Source organism: Streptococcus sp. 27098_8_99 (assembly GCF_041431935.1).
Classification (GTDB): Bacteria; Bacillota; Bacilli; order Lactobacillales; family Streptococcaceae; genus Streptococcus; species Streptococcus parasanguinis_D.
In genome coordinates this window covers 131,501-150,098 of record NZ_JAPVYQ010000001.1, presented here as the reverse complement: position 1 = coordinate 150,098, position 18,598 = coordinate 131,501, and the positions used below count along the sequence as shown (strand labels likewise).

The window sequence follows — 18,598 nt, the reverse complement described above, 5'->3', positions numbered from 1 at the left end:
TCAGAAAAGGAGGCCATATGAGCTTAACGAGCCAATTAATCACTGAAACGTTTCCAGATCTGGATAAGGTCGAAAGACTGAATATCGAAGCATTTCCAGAAGAAGAGCGTGTTCCTTTGTCAGAATTTTTACGCTATACGGACAATGACGATGCCAATTTCTTTGCTTTTTATAACGAGGAAGAATTTGTCGGATTCGCTTTTTCAATCTATAATCAGAAAGCTTTTTATGTCAGTTTCTTTGCCATTATGCCACATTTAAGAAGCCACGGATATGGTCAAGAAATCATTGAAAAATTGGTGGAATTTTACCAAAGGACCATGATTCTTGAAGTGGAACGTTTAGATGAAGAATGCGACAATATAGAGCAACGTCAGTCTCGGATGGATTTCTATAAGCGAAATGGATTTAAAACCGCTAATGCCTTTTTAGAATACGACGGACTTAGCTTTGAAATTCTCTATCGAGGCGATCAATTTGATGAAGAAGCTTATCGGGATATCTTCCATAAACTGCAGGCAGAGAATTACTTTGATTTCCGTATTGAATACAGACGCTTTAGTGATCATTAGACATGATATAAAAAAGTTCTCAGCTAATTTGCAGAGAACTTTTTTTGGTTAGTAAATAAAGAAATAGTTCACGATACTCATGATTTGTGAAAAGAACCAAGGCAGAAATAGAAAAGCTAAGAAAGCAGCATGCCATTTCCAATAGAGAGAAACTAGCCCAACCGTTTCTCGGATCCAAGCCGATGGGAGATAATAAAAAGCTGTTTTTGAACCGACACTGCGTCCAGGGATTTTTAATCGTCTCATAAAGACACCAGCCCGAAGAGCGTGAAAGGAATTGGTCACCACAAGGACACTCTTTCCTAGTCCATGATCTTCAAGAATAGCCTTACTAAATGTCAGATTCTCAAAAGTCGTTCGAGAACTATCCTCAATCAAAATATCTTCCTGTGGTACACCCTGTTCCATCAGGTAGTTTGCCATAGCTTCCGCCTCTGAGATTAACTCATCAGCACCTTGTCCACCAGAAACAATTAGTTTTGGTCGTCCCTCAAACTGCTCATAGATAGTCTTTGCTTTAGTTAGACGCTGGGCTAGAAGTGGTGGGACTTTATCCCCAATCAAACCTGAGCCAAGGACGATAATAGCATCCGGCTCTTTACGAACGGGGAAGTAATTGCAAAAAGTCCCATATAAAACATAAGAAAGATAAAGAAAAGTCGAGTAAAAGAGGGCAAAGTCTGTTGGGTAAATCAAGAGATCTTTCCCTGGGAAATCAGGAAGGAAGTGAAGTGCTAAGGCGCCTATAATAAAGATCCCATATAGGAGTGAGAGGAGGTTAGCCAACCTTTTGCCTTCAAAAGATATCATTTGACGACCGTTAAAAAGAAGAAAAACAGTTGAGAAAATAATACTGAGTAAAACAAGAATAGCAAGTACTGAAAAGATAATGATGGCAACCTTTTGGTTAAACCAGAGCTCCGTACGAACAACTAGTAGAAGGGCAGAAATCAGGAGGAAAAGGCCTAAGCTTACTGAAAAGAGGTAAGCATTGATAAGTCTTCTGCGGTCGTTCATAAAGAAAAATAATAAAATGGTAGCTGGAACCAACCAGAATAGATATAGAAACATGATGACTCCTAGATGTAGTAGTAGTTTAATTGTAACACAATTGGCTAAAATGTCCTTATGAACTCCACAATCGTTCAATGTTGTTAAAAGCCTTAACTGCTAATTGAGAAAATCAATAGATTCAGAAAAAAGGAATTGCCGTGGCGGATAAAAGCTGTTATACTAGAAAAGATTGAAAAATGTAAAGGAGAACACATGTTACGAAAAGGTTCCTTAACAGGTTTGCTGTTATTTGGTATTTTCTTCGGTGCAGGGAATTTGATCTTTCCACCTGCGCTAGGTGCCCAGTCGGGTAGCCATTTTTGGCCAGCTATTGCTGGATTTGTCTTATCAGGAGTAGGAATTGCGATTATCACCTTGATTATTGGGACACTCAATCCTAAAGGGTATATCCACGAGATTTCGCGTAAAATCGCGCCTTGGTTTGCCATCGTTTATCTGGTAGCCTTGTACCTCTCTATTGGTCCCTTTTTTGCCATTCCAAGAACGGCTACCGTTTCCTACGAAGTTGGGATTGCTCCCTTGTTAGGAAATGCCAATGGAGGACTTGGTCTCTTCATTTTCACCTTGGTTTATTTCTGTTTAGCCTATTTGATTGCCCTCTATCCTTCTAAAATCTTAGATAGTATTGGTCGGATTTTAACACCGATCTTTGCAATTTTGATCGTTGTACTGGTTGTCCTTGGTGCTGTCAAGTACAGCGGACACGCGCCTCAAGTGGCAACAGAAGCCTACCAAGCATCTGCCTTTGGGCAAGGTTTCCTTGAAGGGTATAACACTTTGGATGCTCTTGCTTCAGTAGCCTTTAGCGTCATCGCAGTGACTACTCTTAATCAACTTGGTTTCACCAGCAAAAAAGAGTACATTAAAACCATCTGGATCGTTGGGATCGTTGTAGCCATTGGCTTTAGTATTTTATACATTGGCTTGGGGTATCTTGGAAATCATTTCCCAATTCCAGCAAAAGTAATGGCATCTGATGCCAATAAAGGGGTCTATGTCCTTTCAGAAGCGACCAAGGCTATCTTTGGCCCAGCTGCTCAAATTTTCCTTGCAGGTATGGTGACGGTGACTTGCTTTACCACAACAGCAGGTTTGATCGTATCGACAGGGGAATTCTTCCATAATACTTTCCCTAAAATTTCTTACAAAATCTATGCAACTCTCTTTACCTTGATTGGATTCTCCATTGCCAATCTTGGTTTGAGTGCCATTATTGCCTATTCATTGCCTGTTTTAATGATCCTCTATCCAATCACCATTACTATTGTGTTGATTGTGATTGTAAATAAATTTACTCAACTATCAAAACCAGGAATGCAGCTGACTATTTTCCTAGTTAGCTTGGTTGCGATTGGAGATGTTCTGGCAAGTACCTTTAAACTTGCAGGACTAGCAAATATCATTAAGCACTTGCCGTTTGCTGCCCAATCCCTCCCATGGTTACTACCAGCAGTCGTTGGTATGGTCCTTGCTCTGTTCTTGCCCAATAAACAAAGTGCAGAAGAAGAATAAGATTTACTAGAAACTCTAAAGTTCCCCGCTTTAGAGTTTTTTTATTTTGAAACTAGTACCTAAAGAGTTTCTTTAAATACAAACCGTAGCAAAAATTTTTAATTTAAGGAATGGCATGTTATACTATTTCTAACATATCAATATACGGAGCATTTTATGAATCAAATCGTTTTCTCTTTCACTGTCTTTCTGGCAGGGATTCTCTCCTTTTTCTCTCCCTGTGTCTTTCCTTTGCTCCCGGTCTACATTGGCGTTTTGCTAGGAAGTGATCAGGAAAAATCCGTTCAGATTTTTGGGAAAAAGATACGCTGGCATGGCATCGTTAAGACCTTGTGTTTTATCGCAGGTGTTTCTGTTATTTTCCTTATCATAGGTTTCGGAGCTGGCTTATTGGGGCAGGTTATGTATACCAACTGGTTCCGCTACGTGATGGGAGCGCTGATCATTATCCTTGGTCTTCATCAGATGGAAGTCTTTCATTTTCATTTCCTTGAGAAGCAAAAATCAGTAGATTTTGGAGCCAACAAACAGAAGAATGAGTTGTTTTCAGCCTTTCTTCTTGGTCTTGGCTTTAGTTTTGGTTGGACGCCTTGCATTGGCCCTGTATTAGGATCGGTTCTTGCATTAGCAGCATCCAATGGACAAGATGCCCTCGTGGGTGCTCTCTATCTCTTTATCTATACATTAGGGATGGCCATCCCATTCTTGCTCTTGGCACTGGCATCAGGCCTTGTATTGCCTTATTTCAATCGTCTCAAACCCCATCTCTTGTTGCTGAAGAAAATCGGTGGAGCCATCATCATTATTATGGGGATTCTCTTAGTCTTGGGACAATTAAATAGCTTGTCTTCAATCTTTTCATAAACCAAATGGAGGTATTATACCTATGAAATTTATCAAATATACGTGTTTTTCAATCCTGTCAATCGCTTTACTGTCTGCTTGTTCGATGGAGCAATCGAGTGAGAGTGGTATGAAGAATATGAGCAATCAAACCATGACCAACACAACCGCTAGTAAACATCCCTTGGTAGGAAAAGAAGCGAGTGACTTTGAGCTAAAGGATATGAAGGGGAATACGGTTAAACTTTCAGACTACAGAGGGAAGAAGGTATATTTGAAATTCTGGGCAACCTGGTGTGGTCCTTGTCGCCAAAGCATGCCTGAACTTAATAAATTGGTTGAAGAAAAGGACAGAGATTTTGAGATTCTCACGGTTATGGCACCGGGAATGCAAGGGGAAAAAACAGAAGAAGAGTTCGTCGAATGGTTTGCCCAACAAGATTATCCATCAGTGCCCGTCTTGTATAATCCAGATGGCTCTGCCTTTGCGAACTATCAAGTACGTTCCATTCCTACAGAAGTCTTTATTGATAGCCAAGGGAAGATTGGTCATGTGCAGCTAGGGGCTATTTCAAACGACGATGCTAAGAAGATTATCAAAGAGTTACAATAAAAAAATGAAGCACGAAGCTTCATTTTTTTATTGTTTCTTAGTTGCTTGCACCAGAAGTGGCATCGGCATCTCCGTGCCCTCCGTCACCATGTCCTCCAGCATCAGAAGCACCAGAAGTTGCATCTGCACTACCGTGTCCACCAGCAGGAGCAAATGGACCGCTTCCACCAACTAGACGTTGACCTGTTGTTTGCAGGTACCAGTCCAACCATGGTTTGAAGTTGAAGACAATCTCATTGATACCAGCGTAAGAACCATCTTCATAGTACATAGCTTGGTAGTTGTGAGTGTTAATCACGCCTTCAGGAGAACCTGGAACAATGGTCCGAACATAGTCTTGGTTACCGTTACGAAGGGTACCAATCACCCATTCTACGTTTTTCATACGTGCTGGTGGTAGGGAACCATGAACGGTTGACATCCGGCTTCCTGATTGAGGTGGCACGCGTTTGGCAAACATGGTATCAGGATCTTGATGGGCATTGTTGTAGTAGAGGAATTGGTTGTTATCATCGGCATAGGTCAATTCAAATGGCATAGCCTTTAAGAACATATCAATTTGGTTAACGGTTAGGATACCGTGGTCGAGTTTGACATAGGTATCGCCGGAAACGGCACCAGTGATTTCAGCTACTTTTTCTACCCAATCTGGATCGTCAGGATCGACTTCAGTAACAGTTGTAGCGATTGGATGATTACAATCCAAGTCTTCTGGTTCAATTGGTTTTGGTTTTTTCAATTTAGATACAACCTCAACGTATTTCATAAAATTATCCAAGCAGGTTTCAAGGAATTTGACGGTTCCCTCGTTAATGATATTGCCGTCTTCGTCAAAAGCTTCTTTGGCTTTTCCAAGAAGGAATTCATTTCCTGGAAGGGTATAAGCATTGACACCTGGGGCATCGAGGATCTTACGGAGGTGAACTTGCGCACGTGAAGTCCCTTGATCATAGTAAGAAGCACCGACGATCATAACCGGTTTGTTTTCAAATGGATGCACCTCGAAAGAGAGCCATTCAAGAACAGACTTGAGAGCAGCAGAGATCGTATGGTTGTGCTCTGGAGTGGCAATGATAACACCATCTGCACGAGTGATTTTGTTATATAAAAGACGCAATTGGAAACTTTCGTCCCATTTTTCATCTTGGTTAAACATTGGAACTTCGTCGATTTCAAGAACTTCCAATTCAAATTTGATTTTAAATTGGCGGCGAATGAATTCCAAAAGTTTACGGTTATATGATTGATCGTAGTTTGAGCCTACAAGTCCAACAAATTTCATTCTTTTCTGTCTCCTATCTTACAAGTTTTCCCAGTCAAATTCTTCAGCATCTTTGCGAAGTAATTCTTGGGCGTTGCGCAATTTGTCTGTGATTTTTACAAACACACGGAAATCATTGAAGACCGCATCTAATTTTTGAATGACATCTAAATCCACCAAGTCTCCATTTTGATCAAAGGCTTGCAATGAATGAGAGAGCAAGAATTCATCTGGCAAGACATTCGCTTTAATTTCAGGAGCATTTAAGATTTGGCGAAGTTGGAGTTGGGCGCGTGAAGATCCCAACGTACCGTATGATGCCCCAGTAATCATGACCGGTTTGTTCAACAATGGGAAGACTCCGTATGAGAGCCAAGCGAGTGCACTCATCAAGACTGCTGGAATAGAGTGGTCGTATTCTGGAGTTCCAATAATGACCCCATCAGCTTCTTCAATTTTTGCAACAATATCCAAGACAGCTTCAGGAACTTGTTTGTCGGCTGGTTTGTTAAAGACAGGGATATCTTTAATTTCGACCAATTCGATCTCAGCCTTATCAGCAAAATGTTTTTGCATGTATTGAAGCAGTTGACGGTTTGTAGAACGTTTGGAGTTAGTCCCCACAATCGCAATAAGTTTTATCATGGAAAATTCCTTTCTGATAGGAGAATTATAAATAAGATTGAAGCCCACTTGTATAGGCGATCTTGCCTGATTGTGAAACCAATAAGGTCTCTATACCAGGAAGTGATTCAATAGTGTTGAGGATAGAAGTAGAAGAGTCCCCGAACAGGCGGGTAGTCCATATCTCCCCGTCTACGGATCGATCAGATATAATGGTGATACTGGCTAAGTCTGTCTCTACCGGATAGCCTGTCGCGCTATCAAAGATATGGTGAAACGACTGGCCGTCGACTTCTAAATGACGTTCGTAGATGCCAGAGGTGACAACAGACTTATCCTTGACCGAGAGGACTAGTAAGTGATTTCCTCTTTTTTCGACAGGATTTTGAATACCAATCCGCCAAGGTTGCTGTTTAACAGGGTGTTGACCGACGGTTAGGATATTTCCTCCAAGATCGATCAAGGCATCCTTGATACCCTTACCTCTCAGATAGGTAGCAATTAAATCTGCGCTATAGCCTTTTGCTAAAGCTCCCAAGTCGATCTTCATTCCAGGACGTTTCAAAAAGACTGTATAGTTTTCTTGGTCTAGTTGAATCTGCTGGGGATCGATCTTTAAAAGCGCTTGTTCGATTTCTTCTGGTGCAGGCCGTCTGGCATCTGAAAATCCGATCCGCCAGGTTTGCACAAGAGGGCCGATAGCAATGTTTAAATGGCTATTTTTAGCTTGACTATGCAAGGTACCTAATGCGATCAGTTCAAAAAGATCTGGATGAACTTGAACAGGAGCAATACCAGCTTGGTGATTGACTTCCATGAGTTCAGAACTTACATCATTAGCACTGAAGCGATGTTCGTAGGAGCGAAGAAGTTCAAAGCAATGCGCAAGGAGTTCATCCGCTTGTGGGTCACAGATCGAAACGGTGATGGTGGTTCCCATCAGACGTTCGGATCGACTACTTAGGTCCACTAAAAATCTATCCTTTCCAATTTTCACTTACCTACAGTATACCAAATAGAGACCGTTTTCACAATCCTTTCAGACAAATTATTTGACATTTTATGAAAGCTGTGAGAGGAAGCTTTCAGAAGGTTTGAAGAAAAGATCACAAATATTGAGCAAATATCTTGTAACCGATATCATTTTTATGATATACTCAAGAAGTAAATTTTAATTAAAGGTAGGATTTATTCTATGAGTAAAATCGTTGTTGTAGGGGCAAACCATGCCGGAACAGCTTGTATCAACACTATGTTAGATAATTTTGGAAATGAAAATGAAATTGTGGTTTTTGACCAAAACTCAAACATTTCATTCCTTGGATGCGGGATGGCACTTTGGATCGGTGAGCAAATCGATGGTCCAGAAGGTCTCTTCTACTCTGACAAAGAAAAATTGGAAGCAAAAGGTGCAAAAGTCTACATGAACTCTCCTGTTCTTTCAATTGACTATGACAACAAAGTGGTAACTGCAGAGGTTGATGGAAAAGAACACAAAGAATCTTACGAAAAATTGATCTTTGCGACTGGATCAACACCAATCATTCCTCCAATTAACGGAGTTGAAATCGTTCCTGGTAACCGCGAATTCAAAGCAACTCTTGAAAATCTTCAATTCGTTAAATTGTACCAAAACGCTGAAGAAGTGATCGAAAAATTGAAAGACAACAGCAAACACTTGAACCGTATCGCCGTAGTTGGTGGTGGTTACATCGGTGTTGAACTTGCTGAAGCTTTCGAACGTCTTGGTAAAGACGTTGTCTTGGTGGATATCGTGGACACTGTCTTGAACGGCTACTATGACAAAGACTTTACAGACATCATGGCGAAAAACTTGGAAGACCACAACATCCGTTTGGCTCTTGGACAAACTGTTCAAGCAGTTGAAGGAGATGGTAAGGTAGAACGTCTTGTAACTGATAAAGAAACCTTCGATGTAGATATGGTCATCTTGGCTGTTGGTTTCCGTCCAAATACAGCTCTTGCAGATGGTAAGATTGAACTCTTCCGCAACGGTGCCTTCCTTGTCGATAAGAAACAAGAAACGTCACTTTCAGGTGTCTATGCAGTTGGTGACTGTGCGACTATCTATGACAATGCACGTGGTGAAATGAGCTACATCGCACTTGCATCTAATGCGGTTCGTTCAGGTATTGTTGGTGCCTACAATGCGACCGGTCATGAATTGGAAGGAATCGGTGTTCAAGGTTCTAACGGTATCTCTATCTACGGCCTTCACATGGTTTCAACTGGTTTGACTCTTGAAAAAGCAAAAGCTGCAGGCTTCAATGCCACTGAAACTGGCTTCAACGACCTTCAAAAACCTGAATTTATCAAACACGATAACTATGAGGTTGGTATCAAGATCGTCTACGATAAAGACACTCGTCAAATCCTTGGAGCTCAAATGGTATCACGTGATAGCGCTATCTCAATGGCTATTCACATGTTCTCACTTGCGATTCAAGAACACGTGACGATTGATAAGTTGGCTTTGACGGACTTGTTCTTCTTGCCACACTTCAACAAACCTTACAACTACATCACAATGGCAGCTTTAACTGCTGAATAATAGCTAAAGTTCTATTAAAAACTTTCCTTAGGTGAGTACGGACGTCAGCGAACTTCGTAGAAGTTCCATGACTAATTATTGAGCCTAAGGTCTCAATAATTCCGAGTGCCTGAAACTGTATTGTTTCAGGCACTTTTCTCACAGCGGAAAGTTTTGACTTTTCTTTATTCATTCCATAATAAATAGAACATATTTATATTTCTTTGTAGAATTTCTTAACTTATTTTACTTGATAAAATGGTTTGTCTACATTCTAAACAAAACTAACAAGGGTGGTTTTGTTTTTTTCTGCTTTTCCATGTATTCAGAGGCAGTGAAATAAGGTATAATGAATAGGATAAGAGTTTGAAGGAGTTAGGGAATGTCTGCTAAAGAAGAAGCCATTAAAAATGAATTTCAATTTGCCTCTAGTTCAATTGTGTCCCATATTGTCAGAGGTGTTCTGGTTGGGATCGTTGTGGGCTGCGTCGTCTCGAGTTTTCGTTTTTTGATCGAACATGTTTTTCATTTTGTTCAAGGCGTCTACAAGGAGATGTCTGGTCAACCACTTTATTTGCTGGCGATGCTGTTGGGCTATGGGGTGATCGTACTGATTGCTGGTCGCCTCATTCGCACCAATCGGGATATCAAGGGATCAGGAATTCCGCAAGTCGAAGCGGAACTCAAGGGCCTCTTGGCGGTGAGCTGGTGGGATACCTTGTGGAAGAAGTATATTCTAGGTGTCTTGGCCATCGGAAGTGGCTTGATGCTTGGTCGTGAAGGTCCTAGTATTCAATTAGGGGCAATGGGTGGAAAAGGAGTGGCCCATCATTTGAAGGTTAGCCCAGTTGAGGAGCGGTCTTTGATTGCAAGTGGGGCTGCCGCTGGTCTTGCGGCTGCCTTTAATGCACCTATAGCGGGGCTCTTATTTGTGGTTGAAGAGGTCTACCATCATTTTTCACGTTTCTTTTGGATTTCGACCTTGGCTGCTAGTTTGACTGCTAATTTTATTTCACTCAATGTCTTTGGTCAAACACCAGTGCTTCATATGCCACAAAATATTCCACCGCTCCATCTGTCTCAGTACTGGATTTATCTTTTTCTTGGAGTCTTTTTAGGGGTAGCAGGGTATGTCTACGAAATAGTGGTTCTCAATATCGGTCGATTGTATCGCTTACTTGAGAAGATTTTCCATGTTCCTTCTCATTATTCTTCTTTATTTGCCTTTGTCTTGATTCTTCCAATCGGCTATTTCCTTCCTCAAATTCTTGGTGGTGGGAACCAATTGGTCTTGGATTTAGCTCGAGTACCGTATCCAGTGCTGACCATCCTTCTCTATTTTGCGATCCGTTTCATCTGGAGTATGTTGAGCTATGGTAGTGGCTTGCCAGGTGGCATCTTCCTGCCCATTCTAGCGTTAGGATCACTTTTAGGGGCCATTGTTGGAACCTTCCTCCAAAATATTGGCTTTATCTCTCAAAATCAGCTACCTCTCTTCATTATTTTAGGAATGAGTGGGTATTTTGGGGCTATTTCAAAAGCACCTTTAACAGCGATGATCTTGGTGACAGAGATGGTCGGTGATATTCGCAGTTTAATGCCCCTAGGCATGGTGACCTTGCTGGCTTATATGATCATGGATCTCTTCCATGGAGCGCCAGTCTATGAAGCCATGCTCGAGCAATTGTTGCCGGATAAGGCGCAAGAAGAAGGAGAGTTGACTTTAATTGAGATCCCTGTATCAGAAAAGATTGCAGGAAAGCAAGTTCATGAACTGCACCTCCCTCAAGATATCTTAATTACCACGCAAATGCGAAGCGGTAAGAGCTATACGGTCAATGGTGCGACCCGCTTGTATCTAGGGGATAGCATCTTTGTGGTGGTTAAAGAATCCGAAATCGGACGGGTCAAGGATATTCTTTTGTAAAAGACAGATTCTCAGAAATGTTTTCCTATTATTAAATTTTCAGACAATTATTGAAAAATGAGAAAATATCTGGTAAAATAGGGCCAAGAACAAATGAGGAGAAGTCTTTCATGAAAAAATATAGTCTACTCTTATTGAGTGTTGCTCTTTTAGCAGGGTGTGCAAATACTACTAGCAAACAGTCGAGTCAAAAGACGCAAACCAGCTCAACGGTGCAGTTGTCAAAGGCTGACCAGAAGACCTTGGACAATGCGACAGCTGAATACAAAGACTTTGTTGAAATGCAAATTGACCAATTGCTCAAGGATACAGAAGGATTCCGAGCTACGTTAAAAGATGGGAATTTGGAAGAAGCCAAAAAGCAATATCCCTTGATCCGTATGGCCTATGAACGTTCCGAACCGATTGCTGAAACCTTCGGAGAATCAGATGTCAAGATCGACTACCGTTTGGTGGATTATGTGGATGAAAATAAATCAGAAGATGGCTGGTCAGGTTTCCACCGGATTGAGCGTATCCTTTGGGAAAACAATACCACAGATGGAACAGACAAATACGCTGACCAACTGGTGAACGATATCAAGGAGTTGAAAGCTAAAATTGCTACAGTAGAAGTCACACCGGATATCATGTTGACCGGAGCTGTCGATTTGCTTAATGAAGTGGCAACGCAAAAGATTACAGGTGAAGAAGAAGTCTTCTCTCATACAGATCTTTACGACTTCCGTGCCAATATTGAAGGGGCTGAAAAGATCTTCTCTCTCTTTAAACCTTTGATTGAGAAAAAAGATGCCAAATTGGTTAAAACCTTGGAAGCAGAGTTCAAGAATGTTAATGCTTTATTGGACAAACACATGATAGATGATTCAAACTATAAGTCTTACACAGACTTATCCAAGGAAGATACCAAGGAATTGGCAGAAGCTGTGACCAAACTTGGTGAACCTTTGTCTCAAATGGGTGTGATTTTAGATGGGAAATAAGAAACATGGCTGACGAAAAATTTTTAGATAAAAAAATGGACCGTCGTGAATTTCTTAAAAAAGCAGGTATTGGAGGGGCTGGTCTAGCGCTAGGTCTCTCTGGTGCATCTGCTTTTTTCGCTAATCAAGACAGTTCCAGCAAAAAAGCTTATGATGGGGATGAAGACGTCTCCTTTTATGGCAAGCACCAAGCAGGGATTACGACGCCCATGCAGAAGGCTTGCTACTTGGTTGTATTAGATCTTCACACGACGGACAAAAAAGAAGTCATCCAACTCTTTAAAGACTGGACTGATTATAGTAGTAAATTAGTCGAAGGAGAATTGGTCAAAAAAGATGGTTCCAATGCCCTCTTGCCTCCAACAGATACAGGTGAAACAGTGGGACTCAACCCCTATCGCTTGAGCCTGACTTTTGGGGTTTCGGCCTCCTTTCTAAAGAAACTGGGCTTGGAGTCCAAACGTCCGAAACTCTTTCGTGATTTGCCCCCATTTCCAAAGGAGCAGTTGCAGGACAAATATACAGGTGGCGATATCGTCATTCAGGCCTGTGCAGACGATGAGCAAGTAGCCTTTCATGCGGTGCGAAATCTGATTCGTAAGGGTCGCAATACCATTACCATGAAGTGGAGCAAATCAGGTTTTGCGGCCATTGGTGACCGAAAAGAAACACCCCGCAACCTCTTTGGTTTCAAGGATGGAACGGCAAATGTCACGACGGAGAAGGACTTTGACAAGGTCGTCTGGACTGACAGCAAGGATTGGATGAAGGGTGGTTCCTATATGGCTCTTCGCCTAGTGCAAATGCACTTGGAAACTTGGGACCGAACCAATTTGCAGGAGCAAGAAAACACCTTTGGTCGCTACAAGGAGTCCGGTGCTCCCTTTGGTAAAATCAACGAATTTGATGAAGTAGATTTATCTAAACTACCAGTAGATTCACATGTCCGTTTGGCCAAAGAAGTCGATCGACCGATTTTACGGCGGTCTTATTCTTATTCAGATGGTATCAACGAACAGACTGGGCAATTTGATGCCGGCTTGATCTTTATCGCCTTTCAAAAGGATCCGAACAGCTTTGTCAAAATCCAAACCAACTTGGGTGCGGTGGATAAAATGAACGAGTACATCACCCATATCGGAAGTGGACTCTTTGCTTGCTTTGCAGGCGTTGAGAAAGGAGGGTATCTTGGTCAAGCACTCTTTGAATAAACTCTTGATCTTGTTCGGCCTTCTTGCCTTGTTCTGGACTCATCCAGTGGCTGCGGAGTCTTATAGCGATCTCTTTATCAAGATCACAGATGCAACAACAGCTGTACAAAATAAGGACCAGGATAAGGCCAAGGAATTAATTGCTGAGATTCAGGCTGATTTTGGATCCAAAGACCACCATGATTCCAAGGCAGGGAAAAAAGTTAGCCAAGCCCTGGCTATAAAAGGGGAGGTAAGGAAAGAGGACCTCACCAAGATCTCATCTGCCTTGCTGGCTTTTGAAAAAGAGCAAAATCCGGTCGATTTAGAGGCGGAAAAAGACAAACTCGTGAGTCGCCTCGCACCTTACTTTAAGAACCTACAAGAGGCCATTGCAGCTAAGGATCTGGATAAAACCCGTCAAACCTATGCAGATCTCAATAACACCTGGACGCGAAACGAAGCGGTGGTAAGAGATCACAGCACAGCCTACTATGGCAAAATCGAGACGGCCATTTCGCTCTTGCGCAGTAGTATTGAAACAGAGCCTACTGATTTCACCAACATCCAGTCCTCTTATAATGACCTCAAAAACGGGATTGATGCCTTTGTAAAAGGAGAAGCCATTAGCAGTGCCAGTACGGATTTGACGTTGAAAGATGGGATCAAGCTTTTGGAGAAGGCGCAAAGCCAATTCCAATCCGGCGATGATAAATCTGCTGCAGCGACTATGAAGCAGTTCATCACGATCTGGCCAACCATCGAGGGGGATGTTAGCACGACCAATCCCAGTCTCTACACGCGCGTAGAGAGCGAATCCCCAGTCATTATGGTAAAGGGGAAAGAAAAAGCCTATCAAGAGAAATTACAAGCCTTGATCAGGGACCTGTCTGCGATCGATACGACAGCTTCTTACAACGCTTTTGATGCCATGTTGATTCTTCTGCGTGAAGGAGTAGAAGCGCTTCTGATCGTCATGGCGCTTGTGACGACCCTTAAGGCCGCTAAGATGAGGAAAGGCCTCAAATGGGTTTACGGTGGAGCTATTGCTGGTGTTCTTGCCAGTGCAGCGATCGCTCTTGTTTTGCAAGTAGCTTTTCCAGCCGTTACTTCGGGGTCTAACCGGGAAATCATTGAAGGTGGCGTTGGGATTTTCGCTGTAGTCATGATGATTCTCATCGGAATTTGGCTCCACAGCAAGTCCTCTGTCAAACAGTGGAATGCCTTTATGGACCGTCAAATGAAGACCGTAACGGCTACAGGAAGCTTTGTGTCGATGTTTGCTCTCAGTTTCTTAGCAGTCTTTCGTGAAGGGGCTGAGACCATTCTCTTTTATGTCGGAATCATTCCGCGGATTACAACTGCGAATTTCTTACTGGGAATCGGGCTTGCTATAGCTGTTCTCATCATCATTGCAGTGGCCATGACCAAGGCCAGTCAAGCTATCCAACCTCACAGAATCTTTTTCATTCTAACTTGGTTGATATACGCCTTGGCCTTCAAGATGCTCGGTGTCAGCATCCACGCCCTTCAGTTGACCAATATCCTACCTAGCCATTTGGTCAATGGGCTTCCAACCATCGATTGGGCGGGCATCTATCCAAGCTGGGAAGTTCTTCTTCCTCAATGTATCTTTGTGGCCTTGATCGCACTCGTTACGGTGAGACAACATGGCAAAGAGTAGAGCAGATGAAATGACCATTGTTGAACATTTGGTCGAATTTCGAAAACGATTGATCGCTGTGGTCTTGTGTTATATTATCGTCTTTCTGGTGGCTTTTGTATTTGGTGGAGAACTCTATCAAGCCTTGACGGCTAGCCTACATCAAAAACTGCTGGTACTGGGACCGAATGATATTCTCTGGATCTATGTTTCGCTGGCCAATCTTACAGCCTTTAGCCTGACCTTGCCCTTTATTGTCTACCAGATCTGGCAATTTGTAAGGCCGGCTCTGAAGGAGAAGGAGGCGCGTGCAATCTTTGCCTACATCCCAGCTAGCTTTATTTGCTTTGTGCTGGGGCTCGCATTTGGTTATTTCTTTGTCAGCCCAGCGATTTTAGAGGTCTTGATGCGTTTAGGAGAAGGGCTGTTTGATACCCAATTAACAGCACAAAATTATTTAACCTTCTTATGGCATACTACCTTGCCTTTAGGGGTCTTGTTCGAGTTACCAGTTTTGGTCGCTTTTCTGACCTCGATTGGGATCTTGACACCACAGTTTTTAATAACCTACCGACGTTACGCTTACTTTGTCCTGCTGGTCTTAGCCGTCGTGCTAACCCCTGCAGACTTTATCAGTGACTTGGCCATGACACTCCCTTTGATCCTCTTATTTGAAGTCAGTGTCGCCATCAGTAAAGTCATCTATTCAAGAAAAAGGAGAAACTAATGGGAATTTTACGTGATATTGGAGCACCAGGATTGATCATCATCATCCTGGGCGCCCTCTTGATTTTTGGACCAAAACGCCTGCCAGAGTTGGGTCAGTCCATCGGCAAAATGTTTGCTGAATTTAAGACAGCTCTCAACAAAGGCAGTGAAGAAGCAGACCAAGACGCCAAAGAAGCTAAAGAAGAAAAAGAATAATCAGACAATTTTCAAAATTCTATTGAGTTCGATTGCATAAAAAGGTATAATAAGACAAGTACTTGCAATCGACGAAGGAGGAAACCATGATTATTACGATTTTGTCACTCATTTTCTATTTCAGCTATATCGGATTCTTATGCTGGTTAGTCGTAAAAATTGTCGAAAAATTGTTCAATTTCTTATTGAACCGTTAATAAAGTAACAATCCATTTCACCCTGTGTGAGTGGATTTTTTGTATCCAATTCAGTTAGAAAAATTAAAGTAAAGAAGTCTTAACGGTCTCAGATTGAAGATAAAGTCATTTAAAAAACTTTCCTTAAGTGAGTACGGTCGTCAGTGAACTTCGTAGAAGTTCCTTGACTAAATCAAGATACAAAAGGCGTCTGCGGATAAAGTCAAAAGAGGAATTTAGAAAGCAAGTGAAACAACACAACAAAACCATCGTTTTACTGACTGTTTTGTTTATTGCTATGTTTTCCATTTCAATGTTTTTATATCTTTCAACTCCTAGTATCTTCTTGTTGCTAGTGATGGACTATATCGTTTGTTTTTCTTATCTATTTTATAAGAAAGTTAAGCTTAATAGAAATACAGTAATTACAAGATTGTAATATTTTCTGTTATAGCTTTATGTGGCATGGGTATAAATTGATATAACTTTTATTATCTATGGTATAATGAGATAAATTTGGAGTTGTAGAGGTGAGCATTTGGAAGGACATAGACCTGATTTTAGAGATATTAAATCATTTGAAGAATTTAACAGATACTACTGGTATCGAGAAGAGCTTTCACAAATTTGTAAGTACCTTGGATTAGAATACAGATGTACAAAAAAAGAATTAAATCATATTATAGAACAATATTTTAAGGGAAATAGAGTAGAAAAATTTTTGAGGAAAAGAAACAAAAATCAAACCGAAATAATAACCCTAAATACATCATTACTTGAATGTGGGTTTTCCTTTAATCAGAAATTTCGTGATTATTTTTCAGCTGTAACAGGTGTTAATCCGTTTAAGTTTAATGCTGATATGGCAACTGCTTGGAGAAAAGTAAAACGGGACAACAACATAAATTTTACAATCAAAGATATGATTAAAATATACTATGGAGAGTCAGACTACGCCAAGTATGATAATTCAGCTTGCCAATGGAATCAATTTCTAAAAGACTTTTGTGCAGATGAATTTAGCAATCATTACTCCAACAAGTTAAAAGTTGCGGCTATCCTTTGGAATGAAGTTAGAGATTCAAAAAATAAAAAAATTTATTCACGGGGACTTCTAAAAGAATATAGCTACAAAATAGAGGAGTACTGTAAGTAAACAATTTCAAGTTTGTCGAACGGAATATAAAGTAATAAAGACGTTAGGAATAAAAAATCTATCGTCTTTTTCATGCCTATTTTCAATTTATATTGCTATCAATAAATAGGGAAAACTCGCAAGAGTTGCTAACTAGTATTTCAAACGCCTCTCACTAATATATACACGACAAAATGCTAATCTTCCTATATCCTATTTTTCGCAACTCTAGTATATCAGATGAACATGTCTTTTGTGTTGCACTTCATTTTTCAACAGGGCAAATAAAAAGATAGTTGAAAACTATAGAATATTGAAATTACGCTATTTTTAGTCCAACTGAAACTCATACTTTCCAAACCAGACTTAAAAAAAGCTCGTAAAGCATCACAATTTAGTAAAGGTTAATTCGTTACTGGAATTACTTACAAGATCTTAGCACTCTGCAGAAACAGAGTGCTTTTTTGTTTTATAGAATATAAGAAAATAGAATACGGATATGGTATAATGGAGTAACAAGTATTTCATTAGAGGAAGTGGCCAGATGAAAATTATAGTTGATCGAGATTCAGTTTGTGCCGGAGATGATATTTACAACCATGAGATGACATTCGAGGTGCCAGAAAGCCTCACTGTTGCTGAATTCTTTAACTTCGTGCAGAACCATGGCTTCTTAGCTGCCATTCAAGGAAATGATGTAGCGTGGGGGCTTCAAAATAGCACGGGTAAAATCGGAGAGTATTTTACAAAAACAGGAGAAGTCACGCATTCAGAAATTAACATTAAAGATAAAATTGATGAAGCTGGTGGCAAACCTAATTTCTATGTACGCTATTATAGTAACCCGGAATGGTCAAGAGAAAACAGTAGTAGAGGATAAGCTTGAAGAAGAAAGAGTTTTTAGTCCGAATGAATTTGAAAAACAAATTGCTTAGTTAATAGCACTCCTTCTACGAGATTATAAAATTCATTTTACAATCTCGTAGAAGGGGTCCAGCAACCTGAGGGCGCTATCCTTCAAATTTTTCTCCCAAAATGTGTCCAAAATATTGACAGAATGCCAAGAAGACCTTCAACCTCTGTTAGAGGATTATTTGAGAGCTAATTCAGAATACTGGAAAGAATACCAAGATCAGTTCAGAGAGCTATTTGACAAGGATTTTTATCAAAAACAACGAGAAGAAATAATGTCTACAGGCTATGTGGTTGATAGTCTGAAAGCTAGTCTCTGGTGTCTAGGGACAACAGAGACTTTTGAAGGAGCTGCTTTAAAAGCGGTCAATCTCGGAAATGACACCGATACGATTGGTGGCATCACAGGAAGCTTTGCTGGAGCTCTCTATAAACTGGAAGGTATTCCAGATAAATGGGGACAACAATTGGTGAATAGAGAATTGATCGATGAAAAATGTCAAAAATTGATAGAGTGCCTAGGTAAGTTAGATCTATTTATGAATGTGGAATACTTGCTTTCTCTGCTAGATGATCTAGCAGAGAAAAATTTTTATTAGATATGACATCAGTCAGCTAAACCCTTTTAGCTGTCTTTT

Annotated in this window: 18 protein-coding genes; 14 read left to right on the top strand and 4 right to left on the bottom strand. The window is 40.9% G+C overall.

Annotated elements, in window-relative coordinates:
- Window positions 1-17: 17 nt before the first annotated feature.
- Window positions 18-572 (top strand): GNAT family N-acetyltransferase, encoded by a 555-nt coding sequence (locus O3605_RS00670; RefSeq protein WP_049497917.1) that lies wholly within the window; start codon window positions 18-20, stop codon window positions 570-572.
- A gap of 48 nt (window positions 573-620) precedes the next feature.
- On the opposite strand, the gene O3605_RS00665 is transcribed toward O3605_RS00670, so the two are convergent.
- Entirely contained in the window at window positions 621-1,643 is a 1,023-nt protein-coding gene (locus O3605_RS00665) for a YdcF family protein (protein WP_371585054.1), read from the bottom strand.
- Window positions 1,644-1,838: 195 nt separating this feature from the next.
- On the opposite strand from O3605_RS00665, the gene brnQ reads away from it, so the two are divergent.
- From brnQ to O3605_RS00650, 3 genes are all read left to right on the top strand, one after another.
- Window positions 1,839-3,158, top strand: a complete 1,320-nt coding sequence (gene brnQ, locus O3605_RS00660; protein WP_070505588.1) for a branched-chain amino acid transport system II carrier protein — start codon at window positions 1,839-1,841, stop codon at window positions 3,156-3,158.
- 156 nt (window positions 3,159-3,314) lie between these two features.
- Window positions 3,315-4,022, top strand: a complete 708-nt coding sequence (gene ccdA2, locus O3605_RS00655) for a thiol-disulfide oxidoreductase-associated membrane protein CcdA2 (protein ID WP_070505586.1) — start codon at window positions 3,315-3,317, stop codon at window positions 4,020-4,022.
- A 22-nt stretch (window positions 4,023-4,044) separates the two neighbouring features.
- Window positions 4,045-4,614, top strand: coding sequence for a TlpA family protein disulfide reductase (locus O3605_RS00650; RefSeq protein ID WP_371585053.1), 570 nt, complete (start codon window positions 4,045-4,047; stop codon window positions 4,612-4,614).
- Between the two features lie 37 nt (window positions 4,615-4,651).
- Here O3605_RS00650 and O3605_RS00645 read toward each other — a convergent pair whose 3' ends face one another.
- The 3 genes from O3605_RS00645 to O3605_RS00635 are packed head-to-tail and all read right to left on the bottom strand — an operon-like array spanning window position 4,652 to window position 7,469.
- The gene (locus O3605_RS00645; protein ID WP_023918071.1) at window positions 4,652-5,896 is read right to left on the bottom strand and encodes an NAD(P)H-dependent oxidoreductase; all 1,245 of its coding nucleotides are present in this window, start codon (window positions 5,894-5,896) and stop codon (window positions 4,652-4,654) included.
- A gap of 18 nt (window positions 5,897-5,914) precedes the next feature.
- Window positions 5,915-6,520: an NADPH-dependent FMN reductase gene (locus O3605_RS00640; RefSeq protein WP_023918073.1), complete on the bottom strand. Its 606-nt coding sequence runs from the start codon at window positions 6,518-6,520 to the stop codon at window positions 5,915-5,917.
- 25 nt (window positions 6,521-6,545) lie between these two features.
- On the bottom strand, window positions 6,546-7,469 hold the full coding sequence (locus tag O3605_RS00635) for an FAD:protein FMN transferase (RefSeq protein WP_371585052.1): 924 nt from the start codon (window positions 7,467-7,469) through the stop codon (window positions 6,546-6,548).
- A gap of 225 nt (window positions 7,470-7,694) precedes the next feature.
- On the opposite strand from O3605_RS00635, the gene nox reads away from it, so the two are divergent.
- The 10 genes from nox to O3605_RS00585 all read left to right on the top strand — a co-directional run bounded on the left by nox (window position 7,695) and on the right by O3605_RS00585 (window position 18,559).
- Window positions 7,695-9,071, top strand: a complete 1,377-nt coding sequence (gene nox, locus O3605_RS00630; protein ID WP_371585051.1) for a H2O-forming NADH oxidase — start codon at window positions 7,695-7,697, stop codon at window positions 9,069-9,071.
- A gap of 361 nt (window positions 9,072-9,432) precedes the next feature.
- Window positions 9,433-10,977, top strand: coding sequence for a chloride channel protein (locus tag O3605_RS00625; RefSeq protein WP_371585050.1), 1,545 nt, complete (start codon window positions 9,433-9,435; stop codon window positions 10,975-10,977).
- 110 nt (window positions 10,978-11,087) lie between these two features.
- A complete protein-coding gene (gene efeO / locus O3605_RS00620; protein ID WP_371585049.1) occupies window positions 11,088-11,960 on the top strand; it encodes an iron uptake system protein EfeO in 873 nt (290 codons plus the stop codon).
- 5 nt (window positions 11,961-11,965) lie between these two features.
- Window positions 11,966-13,171 carry an iron uptake transporter deferrochelatase/peroxidase subunit gene (gene efeB, locus O3605_RS00615; protein WP_371585048.1) on the top strand — a complete coding sequence of 402 codons (1,206 nt, stop codon included), beginning with the start codon at window positions 11,966-11,968 and terminating at the stop codon, window positions 13,169-13,171.
- Window positions 13,149-14,834, top strand: coding sequence for an FTR1 family iron permease (locus O3605_RS00610; protein ID WP_223324727.1), 1,686 nt, complete (start codon window positions 13,149-13,151; stop codon window positions 14,832-14,834). Before efeB ends, O3605_RS00610 begins: the two co-directional genes overlap by 23 nt.
- Window positions 14,821-15,540 (top strand): twin-arginine translocase subunit TatC, encoded by a 720-nt coding sequence (gene tatC, locus O3605_RS00605; RefSeq protein WP_223324726.1) that lies wholly within the window; start codon window positions 14,821-14,823, stop codon window positions 15,538-15,540. Before O3605_RS00610 ends, tatC begins: the two co-directional genes overlap by 14 nt.
- The gene (locus O3605_RS00600; protein ID WP_021153173.1) at window positions 15,540-15,737 is read left to right on the top strand and encodes a Sec-independent protein translocase subunit TatA/TatB; all 198 of its coding nucleotides are present in this window, start codon (window positions 15,540-15,542) and stop codon (window positions 15,735-15,737) included. The genes tatC and O3605_RS00600 overlap by 1 nt, the downstream gene beginning before the upstream one ends.
- 714 nt (window positions 15,738-16,451) lie before the next feature.
- Complete coding sequence (locus O3605_RS00595; protein WP_024055493.1) at window positions 16,452-17,069, top strand: SAP domain-containing protein; 618 nt, start codon at window positions 16,452-16,454, stop codon at window positions 17,067-17,069.
- Window positions 17,070-17,592: 523 nt separating this feature from the next.
- Window positions 17,593-17,928, top strand: a complete 336-nt coding sequence (locus O3605_RS00590; protein WP_021153175.1) for a hypothetical protein — start codon at window positions 17,593-17,595, stop codon at window positions 17,926-17,928.
- A gap of 214 nt (window positions 17,929-18,142) precedes the next feature.
- Complete coding sequence (locus O3605_RS00585; protein ID WP_371585047.1) at window positions 18,143-18,559, top strand: ADP-ribosylglycohydrolase family protein; 417 nt, start codon at window positions 18,143-18,145, stop codon at window positions 18,557-18,559.
- Window positions 18,560-18,598 lie beyond the last annotated feature (39 nt).